Raw genomic sequence first — 15,150 nt, forward strand, 5'->3', positions numbered from 1 at the left:
CAAATGTATAAAAAAAACAATGAATACATGGAAACAACAAAATATTTAAATTTATAATTATATTATTTAAGCAAAAGTGAGTTCTATGGTATAATAATAATAAATTACTGAAATGGATTTATGGGGGATAAGTATGTTTTGGATTAAAATGTTTATTGTGTTAACAATTGGTATTATATTTTTTGCATTTGTATTGAGATTGATATTAAGAGGTTACTTTATTAACGAAACTGGAATTATGGATAGGAATATGGAATTACTTAATATATCGTTAAACGCAGACATTGACAAATGTTTAAATCTTATAAATGAATTAGAACGTGTGGTATCGGAGATTCAGAATACGGAAAGTTTATTTGCAGAGGATAATAAGAACATGTCCTACGCCCATAAACAAAGTATATTAGGTAAATGGGTTAGTTATGTGGAATGTTATAATGGGTTAAATGAAATTAGGAAAAAATATAAAATCGGTATCATATTCAAAGGTACAGAAGATTCATATGCTAGATTTAACAGTATCCTTTTAAACTATTCTTCAACCATAGCAATACGTAAAAATTCTGTACTATTAGCTAGTATTATAGAAAAAAACAAATATTTAGAATCAATGTTAAATGAAAGTAGACCAGAACATAATATCAATAAAAAACAATATTATTACATTACACAAGAAATAACAGAAATATCTCACATGATATTGTTATTTAAGAATAAGCATTACTTCGATTTTATGGTAAGTTATCATGAAATTCATGGTTATGGGAGAGATGAAAAGGAAGAAGAATTATTAGATTATGCAAGTTGTAACTATTTAAATGTTGTAAAACTTGTTAGAAACCATAGAAATATCGTTTTTAACAATATTCTTGACTTTTTCGGTAAGAATGTTTTTGATTTTTGGTTTCCAGTTCAGAAATGGATTGCTATAAGTATTACTGGGGTTGATTACTCTAGTAGAGAAGAAAAATATGTTAGTAATGAAGATATTAATACTATAAAAGAAGAATTGAGGCCAGGTGATATACTTCTAAAAAGGAATGATTATCAGCTGACAAACATTGGGCTGCCGGGATTTTGGACTCATTCTGGGATTTATATAGGTTGTTTAAAAAAGTTGGATAGTTATTTTAAGGATATGCAACTAGGAGATTATTCCTGTGTGTCAGAGTATGTAAAAGTAATTTATCCTAAAGTATATGATAGTTTATGTAGTAAAGACAATGTAGAATACATTATAGAAGTTATCGCGCCAGGAGTTGTAATAAATCCTCTAAATGCAATTGCAAAAGTTGACTATTTTTCGGCGCTAAGGCCAAAACTATCTAAAAAAGATAAATTGGGTGCTTTATTTATAGCTTTTGATTCTTTAGGCAAGGCATATGATTATAATTTTGATATTATGACGGATAATGCACTGTTTTGTAGTGAACTAATTTATAAGTCTTATTTATGTTCAAGCAATAAGAAAGGTCTGAAATTCAACTTAGAACCGAAAGCAGGTAGACTTCTACTTTCACCAAATAGTATTATTAAAAAATTTGATGAAGAATTTGACGACGAAAATTCAGAATTTGATTTCGTAGCATTTTACGATGGAAGTGAAAGAGATAAAAAAGCTATAAGCAAAGATGCAATGGATTTAAAAATAACTTGGAAGTTAACTTGGTGGAAAATTGTAAAGAGTAGAATTATTTCAACTACAGAAACAAGGTATCCAGTTGTAAAAATGAATTTAGTATTGACTAAATTAAAATTTATTTTATACGGTATGTTTTAATAACTGTGATGTATGTATATAATATTAGGTGTATAATGAAACACATAGATAAAATACTAGATTTAATTCTAGAAAAGAAAGTGGGATAAATAATTAATGAGAAATATAAAAATTGTAATAGAATATGATGGAACTAAATACAAAGGATGGCAAAGGCTTGGAGATAGCGATAATACGATTCAGCACAAAATTGAGGCTGTTTTAAGTAAAATGGCTGGAGAGAATATTGAAATTATGGCGTCTGGTAGAACTGATGCTGGGGTACATGCAACAAATCAAGTAGCAAATTTTAGAACGGAATGTACTATGCCAGATCATAAAATGCGTAGTTATTGTTATGAATATCTACCAGAAGATATTGTAGTGAAGACAGTAGAAGAAGTAGATCTTAATTTTCATTCTAGATATAATGCTAAGGCTAAGAAATATGTATATAATATTTGTAATAACAAAGCACATAATGTATTTACTAGAAAATATGATTATCATGTGATACAACCTTTAAATATAGAAAATATGAGAAAAGCATCTGAAATTTTAATAGGAGAACATGATTTTCAAAGCTTTACAACACTTAAATCTAAGAAAAAATCAACTGTTAGAGATATTTATACTATAAATATTGTAAATGAGGATGGGAACATAGAAATTAGTGTTCAAGGTAATGGATTTATGAAAAACATGGTAAGATTAATAGTTGGAACATTAGTTGAAGTAGGATTAGGTGAAAAATCTGTAGATGAGATTAGTGTTATTTTAGAAAAAAAAGAAAGAAAATATGCTGGTCATATAGCGCCGGCTAAAGGATTATTTTTAGAAGAAGTTAATTATTAAGTAATTTTTCTAAATACAGAAAAAAATAAAAACAATTAAGGGACTAATAATATTAGTCCCTTAATTGTTTTTATATATTTAAATATAGTGTATTAAAGTATACCTTCATTTTTTAACAAGCTTTCAATTTCTTCAACTTTTTTAGAGAGAGTATAAAAACTTTCTTTTAAGATGTTTTTTGGAAGAGGTGTTTCTTTTATAGTTTTCTCTAAGGATTCTATAGTGTCTAGTGCATCATCAATGCCCTTTTGTGCTAGTTTTAGATTATCTTCTTTCATTTTTCAATCTCCTTTATCTTATGTTATTTTTTTGGATACTTAAATCCTAACATTAGTAATTATTAATTTCAAGTCTGGAATGGTTTTTATTTCATAGTAAACAGTAAACTATTGCTCTTTATCTTTATGAATCTTATTTTTAACATCTTTTAGAATAGAATCTAAACCTTTAAATTTTAAGTCAGGAAAGGCTTTTATAAGTCTGGAATAATTAGGAGATTTTTTAATAACCAAAGATTCATATTTTATTTTCAATTCTTTTATAATATTTTCAATATCAGATTTTTTCTTACTCACTTTCATTTCTGCACTCTCTATTAACTTTTCTAATTTACTTTTTAATTCAGAGGTATCTTTAATATTCCCTAAATTTAGTTTAAAACTCGATAGTTTTTCATTTAACTCTAAATACACTGTATTTAACTGAGTTAATAGTGATTTTAGTCTAAATATTGTAATTACAGTAATGATAAAATCAATGGAGAAATAGAATAGAGTAATATAAAAAATTATTATGCCGTAGTTAATAGGTATTAAATTTACTATATATACAATATAGGGATGAATTACTTTTAAAATGAATATTGAAATAAATCCCCATATTAGAGAGAATGATAAGCAAATTCTTCCATGAAGATTGAAGCGTTTATCGCTGTAATCCCACCAAGTACTATTAAATGCTGTTTCTAGGAAATAACCTGTTATATATTCAATAACTGATGTTAGTAGTACTGAACCTAAAAAAAGAAAAAAATAATTTGTTTCAATAGGTTTTAGAAAAACAATAATTGATAAACAACCAAAGCCATAGATAGGACAAAAGGGACCGTGAAGGAATCCTCTATTAACAAATTCTTTTTTGTTTATTGTAGAGTATATAGTCTCAAGGCACCAGCCCATAAAGGAATATATAATAAAATAATTAAATAGTGTAAATACATAAGGATTATTGTGCATATATGAACTCCTTTTTTAGTTATACTGTATTTTAAATAACAAAATAGTAACATAAAAAATATATATTTTATAGTATATGATACCAATAAAAAATATATATAGCAATTATATAGGATTAACTACATATATATTAATTAATTACGGATAATTCAAATGCTAGGAGGAAAATATGTGATAAATATTATTTGGTTTTTAATTTTATCATTAGGGATAATAATTGGAATTATTACAGGGAAAGGAGAGATTTTATCAAAGGCTGTTGTATCATCAACAGCTAGTTCAGTTGAACTTGTTATGGGCCTTGTTGGAATGATGTGTCTTTGGTGCGGAATAATGAAAATTGCTGAAAAAAGTGGATTGACCCATAAATTAGCAATGGTACTTAGGCCGATTTTAAAACTTATTTTTAAAAATGCGGGAAAAGATAAAAAGGCAATGGCTAGTATTACAATGAATTTAACAGCAAATATGATGGGGCTATCTAATGCAGCAACGCCCTTTGGCATAAAAGCTATGGAAGAGATGCAAAAGAATAATAGCGAAAAAGACACAGCTAGTAATGATATGGCTTTATTCTTAGTTTTAAATGCTGCCTGCATTCAGTTACTACCTACAACAGTAATATCTATAAGAGCTGCTTATGGTTCAAAGAACCCTGCGATTATTATACTACCAGCTATAATTGCAACAGGTACTGCAGCAATACTTGGCATATTTTATTGTAAAATTCTACAAAGATATTTCTAAGAAATGGTTATGTGTGTTAAGCTATAAATTTATATGGGGGTAGGTGGAATCGGGTGATTCTAGGTAATTTAGTATCATATATTTTAAAGGGGATAATTCCAATTATTATTGGCCTTGTTGTGATATATGGATTTATTAAGAAGGTAAAGGTATACGAGTGTTTTGTTGAAGGAGCAAAAGATGGAATAAATATTTGTGTTAAAATTTTTCCGTATCTTCTAGCTATGATTATAGCTGTTAATGTATTTAGGGCCTCTGGGGCTTTAGACTTTTTTATTTATTTAGTAAAACCAGTTGTTGTGTTTATTGGACTCCCACCGGAAGTTGTTCCACTAGTTTTAATAAAACCACTATCAGGAAGTGGAGCACTGGGAGTATTTACTGATATCATAAAACAGTATGGAGCAGATAGTTACATAGGGCGCGTGGCATCTATAATAATGGGTTCAACAGAAACTATTTTTTATACCCTTACAGTATATTTTGGGGCGGTAAATATAAAAAAAATTAGGCACACACTAATAGCGGCCATATTGGCAGACATTACAGCAATTATAATGGCGGTTAACTTGGCCAAGTTTTTCTTCTAAGGACACTTGTGAAAGCTAAACAGTGTAACTGTAACATATATTGTAAAAAAATAAATAGTATGATAGTATAAAAATGCATATTTGTTATATATCAGTATAAGATGAAGATATCCTAAGTATAATTTTAGGATTTTAGGACGAAAATATTGTTGACAAAGTAATTTATTAGCAATATAATTATTATTAAACAAATGCGATGATGAGAAGAGTAATAAGCTTGAATGTTAAAAGAGAACTGAGATAGGTGGAAATCAGTAGCATGGCAACTTATGAACATGGCCTCTAAGCGGATTATCTGATTAAACGTTTGAAAGCTTATTTATAAAAATGGACTTTTAAATGTAATTAGTAGGATGATACGGTATCAACCGTTATATTGACAGGTGATGGTAAATCACCCATGGAGATCCTTATAGTGATATAAAGATGAATTAGAGTGGTAACGCGTTAAATACGTCTCTAAACAGAATGTTTTTTCTGTTTAGAGATTTTTTTTATTTGATGGGAAATTGTAATATTTATTAAATAATAAAATAAGAGAGGTAGGAGAAAACTATGACTAAAAAAACTTATTATATTACGACACCGATTTATTATCCATCAGCAAAACTACACATCGGCAATACCTATACAACAGTTGCTGCTGATGCAATTGCAAGATTTAAGAGGCTTACAGGATATGATGTAATGTTCTTAACAGGGACAGATGAGCATGGACAAAAGCTTCAAAGAATAGCAGAAGAAAAAGGAGTTACTCCAAAAGAATATGTAGATGAAGTTGTAGCAGGAATAAAGGAATTATGGAAAATTATGGACATAAGTTATGATAAATTTATAAGAACTACAGATGATTACCACAAAAAGTCAGTTCAAAAATTGTTTAAACAGTTATATGATCAAGGTGACATATACAAAGGTGCATATGAAGGCTGGTACTGCACTCCTTGTGAATCTTTCTGGACAGAGACTCAGGCAGTTGATGGAAAATGTCCTGATTGCTCAGGACCTGTTGAGAAAGCAAAGGAAGAGGCATATTTCTTCAAAATGTCAAAATATGCTGATAGACTTATAGAATACATTGAAAGTCATCCAGAGTTTATTCAGCCAGAATCAAGAAAAAATGAAATGATAAATAATTTCTTAAAACCAGGTCTTCAAGATTTATGTGTTTCAAGAACAACTTTTAACTGGGGAATACCAGTGGAATTCGATCCAGGCCATGTTATATATGTATGGGTAGATGCCTTATCTAACTATATAACTGCACTTGGATATAACGGTTGCGATACTTCCCTTTACGAGAAATACTGGCCAGCAGATGTTCACTTAATAGGTAAGGATATACTGAGATTTCATACAATCTATTGGCCAATTATGTTAATGGCACTAGATTTGCCAATGCCTAAACAAGTATTCGGTCATGGATGGCTTCTCTTTGATGGTGGTGTAAAAATGTCAAAATCTAAAGGGAATGTAGTAGACCCAGTAATACTAGTTAATCATTTTGGAGTGGATGCGGTAAGGTATTATTTACTTCATGAAATACCATTTGGATCCGACGGAATATTCACTAATGAAATATTCATAAAGAAAACAAATTCGGACTTAGCTAATGATTTAGGTAACTTATTATCCAGAACTGTAACAATGATAGAAAAATATTTTGATGGAGTTATTCCAGCACCAAAAGATTGTGAAGATGTTGATAATGAACTTATAGAACTAGCACTTGCAGCGCCAAGTAAAGTAGAAAAAGCCATAGATGAATTAAAAATTCCTGAAGCCTTGGATTATGTTTGGGCACTTATTAGGCGGACTAATAAGTATATAGATGAGACAACACCTTGGATTCTTGGAAAAGATGAAGCTCAAAAGGGAAGACTGAGCACAGTATTATACAATTTAGTAGAATCCTTAAGAATAACATCAGTATTAATTTCAGCATTTTTACCAACTACAAGTGAAAAAATAAATGTACAATTAAATGTAGGAATTACAACTTGGGATAGCATAGCATCTTTTGATGGAACAAGCGCAGGAACAAAAGTTAATAAAGGCGAAGTGATGTTCCCAAGAATAGATGTAGAGGCTAAAATAGAAGAACTTAATAAAATTGTAGAAGCAAGTAGAAAAGCAGCACAAAAACCTACTATGGTGCCTATTAAAGAGGAAATTACTATAGAGGATTTCGAGAAAATAGATATGAGAGTTGTTAAAGTATTGGAATGCGAACCAATGAAAAAAACTAAAAAACTTCTTAAGCTAAAAGTAGAGTTAGGTGGGGAAGTAAGGCAGGTAATCTCAGGAATAGCTCAGTATTATAAACCAGAAGATTTAGTTGGAAAGTATGTAGTACTTGTAGCTAATTTAAAACCTGTTAATTTAAGAGGAGAATTATCTCAGGGTATGATAATTGCAGCAGCAACAGAGGATGATAGTAAATTATTTGCAGTAACGGTGCCAAGTGAGCTGCCTACTGGAACAATAGTTAGATAGTTTCTTAACGAAAGTATGAAGTTCTAATAGACTTCATGCTTTTGTTTTTCCATACGAATTAACAATTAGTCTATTGAATTTTAATTACCATAGATTTATAATTAGTTGTTATAATTACTATAGAAAACTAAAATATGGAAAATAAGTGTTAATTATTTTGTACTACAGAGAAATATGAGAGGAGAAAATAATATGTATATGAAATTTATTATAGGGTCCTTGGTTGGATCTGTTATCGGGTATATAACCAATTGGTTAGCTATAAAAATGCTGTTTAAACCACATAAAGAGATTAGAATAGGTAAATTTAAAGTCCCATTTACTCCAGGTGTTATACCAAAAGAAAAATCCAGAATAGCTAAAAGTGTAGGTGAGTCTATAGGACAGCATCTTTTGACAGCGGAGACAATTACAAAATCACTATGCAGTGAAAATATGAATGAACAAGTGGATTCTTGGGTGAAGAGTAAAGTCGTAGATCTACAAAATAGGGGAGTTACAGTAGAAAATGAATTGAAAAATCTACTAGGTGAAGAATATTCTAAATTTATTATTAAAACTAACAGTAATCTTTCTAAATTACTTATCGATTATATTAATGAAGAAAATGTTAAAAGTAATATTGTTAAATATATAAATGATCAAATAACGCTAGAACTAAGAGCTAAACCAGGGGCCATTTGTGAAAGTGAATTATATAATTCAATAAAAAATAAAATGCTAAATGTAGCTATTGAGTATAAAGATTCGGAAAATTTTAAGATAGAAACTCAAAAAATCTTAGAAGAAAAGGTAAATGGGCTAAAGCTTTTAGAAAAGAATTTTGACGATGTTATACCAAAGGAAATAATAGACAATATAAAAGTACATATATATGGTAAGAAATATGAAATTGCTATGGCGATAAAAAAAATGATGAAAGAAGAAAAAAACAAACAGAAACTTAGAAAAATTGTAGGGGAGACAATTAGTACTAAATTAAGCCCAATGATAGCCATGTTTATGAATGCTGATAGTATTAATGATAAAGTTGCAATTGGTATAAATGAGTTTTTAGATGAAGAAAAGAACCATAACGATATTGCACTAATTATTAATGATATAATAGACAAACTTATGGAAAAATCAATATCCAAAGTATTCTCTGAACTTTCAAAAGAGGAAACTTTACTTTCAATAAATCCATTAATTAATTTACTTACAACGAAGATTATAGATGAAAAACTTATTATAAATGCCTTTGCTAAAATTGAAGGTAGTATTAATAATTACGTATCTATTGAAGAGATGCTTGAAAAAACAGGAGTAGATTATAAAAATGTAGTAGAAGAATTTATAAAGAGTAGAATCGTCGCTATAACAGAAAGTGATTATATAAAAATAAAAATAACAGAAATAGTATCCCAAATTATTAATAGATCACTACAGATAGAGACAAAATCAATATTTGTAGAAGATGGAAATAAATTATCTGAATCTATCTCTAAAATAGTTAGAGAACAATACAATAAATTTATAGAAAATAAAGCCGCTGATGTAATTGAAGTATTAGATGTGGCTAAAATAGTCGAAGACAAAATCAATGAATTTGATGTAGCTTTCGCAGAGGAGATTATATTGGAAATTGCCAGTAAAGAGTTAAGGGTAATAACTTGGTTAGGGGCACTTCTAGGAGCAATTATGGGACTTCTATCTCCAATATTGGGTTCGCTTTAAAACACTGGAAAATTAAAGAATAGAAAGGACGGTGAAAGCTGTATTAGACTTTTTAAAATATGAAGTTTAATACAGTATTTTTATGATATTTGATTCGCATGCACATTATGATGATGAGGCTTTTAATGAAGATAGAGATATAGTAATTCGCGGGATAAGGGATAGTGGAGTAATAGGAGTATTAAATTGCGGTGCATCCATGGAAGGTGCAATAAAGTCAGTAGCATTATCGGATAAATACGATTTTATATATGCGGCAGTAGGAATTCATCCTGAACACGCGGATACTGTTAATGAGGAAATTATTAATGAATTAAGGAACTTAGCGCAAAACGTAAAGGTTAGAGCTATAGGAGAAATAGGACTAGATTATCATTATGAAGAAAATCCAAGTAGAGAAATTCAAAAGAAGGCTTTTAGACTTCAAATGACGCTGGCAAAGGAGCTTAGGTTGCCAGTTGTTATCCACGATAGGGATGCACATAGCGATACTTTAGATATATTAAAAGAATTTCCGGAGGTTATAGGCACCGTTCACTGTTTTTCAGGAAGTGTTGAATTTGCTAAAGAATGTTTAAAGTTAGGCTATTATATAGGATTTACTGGAGTTATAACTTTTAAGAATGCAAAAAAAATAGCAGAAGTAGCAAGAGTAGTACCCATGGATAGGATATTAGTAGAAACAGATTGTCCATACATGGCACCCACTCCATATAGAGGTAAAAGGAATAAGTCTGATTACATTGAGTATATAATAGAAAAAATATCGGAAATTAAGGGAAAAACTATAGAAGAAATTGAAGGGATAACAGTTTTTAATATAAAAACATTGCTAAAAGTAAATTAATAGTGTACTATGGTTAATAGTTGCAACTATAACAAAAATTTACATTAAAGTTTTAGTTATTAAATCCGAATTATAATCATATAATTTTAATGAAAAATATTATTTGCTAATTTACCCTTGAAAGACAGGATTAGTTAATATATTTTGAAATTATAATCTATGATTATAATTATATGCATAGTAATGCATTGACAGTAAAACTAAGAGGAATGGGTTCTAAATTTGACACATTTGTTGCTTTAAGTTATAATACCCAAGTACTCTTGTCCAAGGGAGGAATTTTGAGAATGAAAAATGTGAAAAAAGATTTTAAGAACTATTTTTCAAGTGGTCCAAAGACGTTTTTTGTAGTAATGTTGGTATTAACATGCATTACAGCTACCTTATTTAACATGAAAAAAGCTATATCTATTGTTGTTGATGGTAAATCTATAGAGGTTATAACTTTAAAAAGTAATGTAACTCAAATACTAAAAACTAATAATATAGCGTTAGGGGCGAAAGATCAAATAACAGTTAGTCTAGACAGTAAAGTAAAAGATGGAGACAAAATATATATAAAAAAAGCTGTGGATGTTAAATTAACAGTTGATGGGAAAGAATTAAATCTTAAAACTGCTGAAGGTACAGTAGAAGATATGCTAAGAGCAGAAAAAATTGTATTAAATAATGAAGACAAGATTACCCCATCAAAAGATACTTTGCTAAAATCAGGGATACAAGTACAAATAACAAGAGTGAAAACTAAAATCCTTGAAGAAACTAAAACGATTGATTTTGCAACTGAATTTAAGAATAGTAATGATTTAAATAAAGGTGTAAAAAAAGTAATTCAAAAGGGACAAACGGGTAAAAAACTTATTACTTCATCTATTGTCTATGAAAATGGCAAAGAATCATCTAGAAAATTAATAAGTGAAGAACTTAAATCAAATCCAGTTAAAGAAATAATTGCATTAGGTACTACTAGTGTGTATTCATCATCTCGTGGAGGCGATATTAGTTATATTAAGAAGATAAGAGTTAGGGCAACAGCATATAATGCTGATTATAGAAGTACTGGTAAAAACCCGGGTGATAGAGACTTTGGTATAACCTCCACTGGAGCAAAGGCAGAAAGAGATCCTAGTGGATTTAGTACGGTAGCGGTAGACCCTAGAGTTATTCCTCTTGGTACAAAATTTTATGTAGAGGGATATGGATATGGCATTGCAGAGGATATAGGTGGTGCTATAAAAGGTAATAGAATAGATCTATATTACGATACCCTTAGTCAAAGCATGAATTGGGGTTCTCGAAGTGTAAATATTTATATCTTAAAATAGGAGCTTAAGCTCCTTTTTTTTTCTTTACAATGCTCTATTGATAAATAGAGTGCTTTATTTATAAATATAATGATATTATATTTATAGTATAGTAAATAAAAGAGATACTAAAGAATAATTATGTTTTTTATAGTTGTAGAATAATATGCAATAACTTAGTTTAATATAATATTGAAACTAACAATTACAAGATAATATAACATTAAAGATCAATTAGGAGGACAATATGATTAAAGAAGTAATAGTCGTTGAAGGACGAGATGATATCACAGCAATTAAAAGAGCGGTAGATGCGGAACTTATTTCAGTAGGCGGATTTGGAATCAATGAAAAGATAATTAATAAAATAAGAGAAGCTCAAAAGCGAAAAGGGGTAATAATCTTTACAGATCCAGATTTTGCAGGAGAGAAAATAAGAAGAATTATTACCAAAAGAGTAGCTAATGTAAAGCATGCATACATATCTCAAAAGGATGGTACCAAAGATGGAAACATAGGGGTTGAAAACGCATCACCTGAAACCATATTAAGGGCACTTGAAGCTGCAAAATTTGAAGTTCAAGATGTAAGAAAAGAGTTTAATATAGGCGATATGATATTTTTCAAGTTAACAGGTGATAGTAGGTCAAAAGATAGGCGTGACGCATTAGGAAACGAGCTAGGTATAGGATACGGTAACTGTGCTCAATTTATAACTAGACTTAATAACTATGGTATTACAAAAGAAGAATTTATAGAGGCACTTAAAAAAATAGAAAAGGAGATGAACGATGGAAAACTTAACGATTAGTGAGGTTGCAAGGAAATATGATTTTAGGTTTAAAAAAGGCCTTGGACAAAATTTTTTAATAGATGATTCTGTGCTAGAAGATGTTGTGGATGGTGCAGAGGTTAATGATGAGGATTTTATTATTGAAATAGGACCAGGGTTTGGAACATTAACGAGAGCACTATTAAAAAGAGCTAAAAAAGTCTGTGCCATAGAACTAGATGAAAAACTTTTTCCTATTTTAGAAGAAGAACTTAAAGATTTTAATAACTTTGAACTTATTCATAAGGATGCTCTAAAAGTAGATTTTAATGAACTTATGGGGGATGAAAAATCCGTAAAGCTTGTAGCTAATTTGCCATATTATCTTACAACCCCGATAATTGTTAACTTGCTTACAAAGGGTTATAATTTCAAATCACTAACTATAATGATACAAAAAGAAGTTGGAGTAAGAATTGATTCAGAGCCGAATTGCAAGGCTTATGGAGCATTTTCTATATTAGTTCAATACTATTGTGATACGAAGATTTTACGACTAGTACCACCATCATCATTTTTGCCACAGCCTAAGGTAGAATCTATTGTTATTAGATTGGATAGATTAGCAGAACCTAAGGTTAAGGTTAAAGATGAGGCATTATTTTTTTCTATAGTAAGACAATCTTTTAATATGAGAAGGAAAACATTATGGAATGGTGTTAAAAATATGGGCGTTGGTAAAGAAGATTTAGAAAAATGTTTTGAAAGAGCAAACATTGATCCTAAAAGAAGAGGGGAAACTCTATCACTTCAAGAGTTTGCTACACTTTCAGATGAAATAGGCCTTGTAAAATAAATTTTCAGATATTGTTCATTTTTTATTATATCTTTCATATATTATAATGAGTAAGTTTTATATGGAGGTAAGAGAAGGTGACACCAAAAAAAAATTATAGTAGGTATTTTATTATATTACAAGAAGACGAGAAAGGTTATTCTTTAGACTCTGAAAAAATTCCTTCTGGCTATGCTAAGCTCGAAATGAAAAGCAATAAATGTAAGATTTCATACTATGTGCAGAACTTAAGGAAAGAAAAACAACCTTATTACATGATTTTAATATGTGGTAAAAAAGATGTGAATAAAATTATAAAGCTGGGTAAATTGAACATAGACGATTATGGTCGGGTTGATATTTCTCATGAATATGATGTAGAAAATATAGCAGATACTGGTATATCTGCTGAGAAAATCATTGGAGCTGCAATTGTGAAGTTTTTAGATAACAATGTAGTCTCTATAATGAGTGGGTTTTCAACAACAGATAAACCAAACGAATGGAGAAACTATAAATTAGCAGATTTTAATAATGAAAAGAAAGAAACAAGAACAGAGGCGATTATTAATGAATTTGATGAATATGAACAAAGCATCGAATTAATTAAAGTGGAAAGTGATGACAAAGTAGCCCAGAATGATGAAGTTCAAAAGGTAGACATTGATCAAAGAGAAGATGTTATGAATATTAAATACGTTGAAAATGTTCAAAGCGGTGAAAAATTAGACGGATTAGAAGTAGAAAGCAAAGCTAGTCAATCTGAAGATGATTACTATATAGATAGGCATAAGAAAAAGAAACAAGATGACTATCCTAAAGGAGCTATGGGAGATTTCTTTAAGGGAGTAGCAAAAGATTTTGAAGAAGTATCTGATTTTTCTAAGGAAATCAAATGGTGCACGTGGTATAAGGTACCTGTGAATAACTTAGAGAATATGTATGATTTCAGTGATTATAATAAATATACAATAGCATATTATCCTATGATTTATTACTATCCATATATTAGAAACCATAAACATTTTATGCTAGGATATAAATGTGATTCTAGTGGAAAAATGAAATATATTGTTTATGGGATACCTGGAAGTAGAGCTAAAGTGCATCAGCCTTATGGAGGAAAAACTGGATTTGTAACTTGGATTCAAGATAAAAATAGTGATGTAATGGGACATTGGCTCATGTTTTATGATCCTAAAAAATCTACTATCGTTGTCCCTTTAAAGAAATAATATATATGAAATAAATGTGCAACTATTTAATTCAGTTGCACATTTTTAATTTTTTTAATATTCTTTTAATATACATCATATAGTATAGTAATATTAATATGTGTGGAGGGGTACGCTTACGATTATCTTTATAAATAAAAGAAAACTAGGAATTATAGTAATACTACTAGGACTTATGATTACTCTTATGGGTATATCAAAACAGTTTGATGGTAAGTTGAAAACTACAATTCTTGTAGAGAACAATATTAATTTATCTGATAGTTATAAGGTTTTAGATGGAAAGTTAAGTTATAAATTGCCAAAAGGATGGACAACAAAAGAAAAAAAGTTTCCTGGTGGTGAAATTATTTATCACAATGATTTCCAATCATCGGATGCAATAATTCATGGGTTTGTAGAAGTGTGGAAAAGTAATCAAGATTTAAGAAAATTTTTAGATAATAGTAAAAAAATATCTGAGCAGCAAAATGTAATCAGAAATTATAAAATAGATGGTATTATGATAAATGGTAAAAAAACATATTTAGTGCAATACCTAATAAATGTAACTGATAATAATTGGTACAAGGCCTATGAATATTTTATTGATGAAGAGGGTAAATTTTATAGATTTTCATTTTTCACAAGAAATGTTAACTTCAAAGAAGCTTATGGTGCTATTTTTGAAAGCATAATAGAAACTTTGAAAGTTAATTAAATTTGCTTAAAGGTTATTTGTGTATTATAATTTATTTGATTGCATTCCAAAAAAAAGAA

14 protein-coding genes and 1 other annotated feature are annotated in these 15,150 nt (G+C 29.3%); of the genes, 12 read left to right on the forward strand and 2 right to left on the reverse strand.

Translation table 11 applies throughout. The annotated features are described in order from the left end of the window. Positions 1 to 133 precede the first annotated feature (133 nt). Both ACREWB_RS03415 and truA read left to right on the forward strand, forming a co-directional pair. A complete protein-coding gene (locus ACREWB_RS03415) occupies positions 134 to 1,780 on the forward strand; it encodes a YiiX/YebB-like N1pC/P60 family cysteine hydrolase (RefSeq protein WP_431546083.1) in 1,647 nt (548 codons plus the stop codon). A gap of 96 nt (positions 1,781 to 1,876) precedes the next feature. Then, a complete protein-coding gene (gene truA / locus ACREWB_RS03420) occupies positions 1,877 to 2,614 on the forward strand; it encodes a tRNA pseudouridine(38-40) synthase TruA (RefSeq protein WP_431546084.1) in 738 nt (245 codons plus the stop codon). A gap of 92 nt (positions 2,615 to 2,706) precedes the next feature. Here the strand turns inward: truA and ACREWB_RS03425 are convergent, their stop codons facing one another. Together ACREWB_RS03425 and ACREWB_RS03430 are read right to left on the reverse strand one after the other, a co-directional pair. Then, positions 2,707 to 2,892: a hypothetical protein gene (locus ACREWB_RS03425; protein WP_431546085.1), complete on the reverse strand. Its 186-nt coding sequence runs from the start codon at positions 2,890 to 2,892 to the stop codon at positions 2,707 to 2,709. A gap of 108 nt (positions 2,893 to 3,000) precedes the next feature. Continuing rightward, on the reverse strand, positions 3,001 to 3,849 hold the full coding sequence (locus tag ACREWB_RS03430; RefSeq protein WP_431546086.1) for a putative ABC transporter permease: 849 nt from the start codon (positions 3,847 to 3,849) through the stop codon (positions 3,001 to 3,003). Positions 3,850 to 4,020: 171 nt separating this feature from the next. Here ACREWB_RS03430 and ACREWB_RS03435 point away from each other — a divergent pair, with 171 nt between their 5' ends. The 10 genes from ACREWB_RS03435 (at position 4,021) to ACREWB_RS03480 (ending at position 15,091) form a co-directional block, all read left to right on the forward strand. After that, positions 4,021 to 4,596, forward strand: a complete 576-nt coding sequence (locus ACREWB_RS03435) for a nucleoside recognition domain-containing protein (protein WP_431546087.1) — start codon at positions 4,021 to 4,023, stop codon at positions 4,594 to 4,596. 53 nt (positions 4,597 to 4,649) lie between these two features. Beyond that, positions 4,650 to 5,186 carry a spore maturation protein gene (locus ACREWB_RS03440; RefSeq protein WP_431546088.1) on the forward strand — a complete coding sequence of 179 codons (537 nt, stop codon included), beginning with the start codon at positions 4,650 to 4,652 and terminating at the stop codon, positions 5,184 to 5,186. 187 nt (positions 5,187 to 5,373) lie between these two features. Continuing rightward, positions 5,374 to 5,650 (forward strand) — a binding site (T-box leader). A gap of 91 nt (positions 5,651 to 5,741) precedes the next feature. Beyond that, on the forward strand, positions 5,742 to 7,682 hold the full coding sequence (metG, locus tag ACREWB_RS03445) for a methionine--tRNA ligase (RefSeq protein ID WP_431546089.1): 1,941 nt from the start codon (positions 5,742 to 5,744) through the stop codon (positions 7,680 to 7,682). Between the two features lie 192 nt (positions 7,683 to 7,874). Then, positions 7,875 to 9,398, forward strand: coding sequence for a DUF445 family protein (locus ACREWB_RS03450; RefSeq protein WP_431546090.1), 1,524 nt, complete (start codon positions 7,875 to 7,877; stop codon positions 9,396 to 9,398). An 82-nt stretch (positions 9,399 to 9,480) separates the two neighbouring features. Continuing rightward, positions 9,481 to 10,245: a TatD family hydrolase gene (locus ACREWB_RS03455; RefSeq protein ID WP_431546091.1), complete on the forward strand. Its 765-nt coding sequence runs from the start codon at positions 9,481 to 9,483 to the stop codon at positions 10,243 to 10,245. A 287-nt stretch (positions 10,246 to 10,532) separates the two neighbouring features. Continuing rightward, positions 10,533 to 11,570 (forward strand): resuscitation-promoting factor, encoded by a 1,038-nt coding sequence (locus tag ACREWB_RS03460; protein WP_431546092.1) that lies wholly within the window; start codon positions 10,533 to 10,535, stop codon positions 11,568 to 11,570. A 226-nt stretch (positions 11,571 to 11,796) separates the two neighbouring features. Beyond that, positions 11,797 to 12,360, forward strand: a complete 564-nt coding sequence (gene rnmV / locus ACREWB_RS03465; RefSeq protein ID WP_431546093.1) for a ribonuclease M5 — start codon at positions 11,797 to 11,799, stop codon at positions 12,358 to 12,360. After that, on the forward strand, positions 12,341 to 13,177 hold the full coding sequence (gene rsmA / locus ACREWB_RS03470; RefSeq protein ID WP_431546094.1) for a 16S rRNA (adenine(1518)-N(6)/adenine(1519)-N(6))-dimethyltransferase RsmA: 837 nt from the start codon (positions 12,341 to 12,343) through the stop codon (positions 13,175 to 13,177). Before rnmV ends, rsmA begins: the two co-directional genes overlap by 20 nt. A gap of 77 nt (positions 13,178 to 13,254) precedes the next feature. Next, entirely contained in the window at positions 13,255 to 14,391 is a 1,137-nt protein-coding gene (locus tag ACREWB_RS03475) for a DUF7922 domain-containing protein (protein WP_431546095.1), read from the forward strand. Positions 14,392 to 14,566: 175 nt separating this feature from the next. Continuing rightward, complete coding sequence (locus tag ACREWB_RS03480) at positions 14,567 to 15,091, forward strand: hypothetical protein (RefSeq protein ID WP_431546096.1); 525 nt, start codon at positions 14,567 to 14,569, stop codon at positions 15,089 to 15,091. Positions 15,092 to 15,150: the final 59 nt, after the last annotated feature.

It is taken from the genome of Clostridium sp., from assembly GCF_050717635.1.
Lineage (GTDB): Bacteria > Bacillota > Clostridia > Clostridiales > Clostridiaceae > Clostridium_AD.

Excerpts from the sequence above, each read along its gene's own strand:
- ACREWB_RS03450 (WP_431546090.1), top strand. The coding sequence starts at position 7,875 with ATGTATATGAAATTTATTATAGGGTCCTTGGTTGGATCTGTTATCGGG.
- ACREWB_RS03480 (WP_431546096.1), top strand. The coding sequence starts at position 14,567 with ATGATTACTCTTATGGGTATATCAAAACAGTTTGATGGTAAGTTGAAA.
- ACREWB_RS03415 (WP_431546083.1), top strand. The coding sequence starts at position 134 with ATGTTTTGGATTAAAATGTTTATTGTGTTAACAATTGGTATTATATTT.
- ACREWB_RS03425 (WP_431546085.1), bottom strand. The coding sequence starts at position 2,892 with ATGAAAGAAGATAATCTAAAACTAGCACAAAAGGGCATTGATGATGCA.
- ACREWB_RS03430 (WP_431546086.1), bottom strand. The coding sequence starts at position 3,849 with ATGCACAATAATCCTTATGTATTTACACTATTTAATTATTTTATTATA.
- rnmV (WP_431546093.1), top strand. The coding sequence starts at position 11,797 with ATGATTAAAGAAGTAATAGTCGTTGAAGGACGAGATGATATCACAGCA.
- truA (WP_431546084.1), top strand. The coding sequence starts at position 1,877 with ATGAGAAATATAAAAATTGTAATAGAATATGATGGAACTAAATACAAA.
- ACREWB_RS03460 (WP_431546092.1), top strand. The coding sequence starts at position 10,533 with ATGAAAAATGTGAAAAAAGATTTTAAGAACTATTTTTCAAGTGGTCCA.
- ACREWB_RS03455 (WP_431546091.1), top strand. The coding sequence starts at position 9,481 with ATGATATTTGATTCGCATGCACATTATGATGATGAGGCTTTTAATGAA.
- rsmA (WP_431546094.1), top strand. The coding sequence starts at position 12,341 with ATGGAAAACTTAACGATTAGTGAGGTTGCAAGGAAATATGATTTTAGG.
- metG (WP_431546089.1), top strand. The coding sequence starts at position 5,742 with ATGACTAAAAAAACTTATTATATTACGACACCGATTTATTATCCATCA.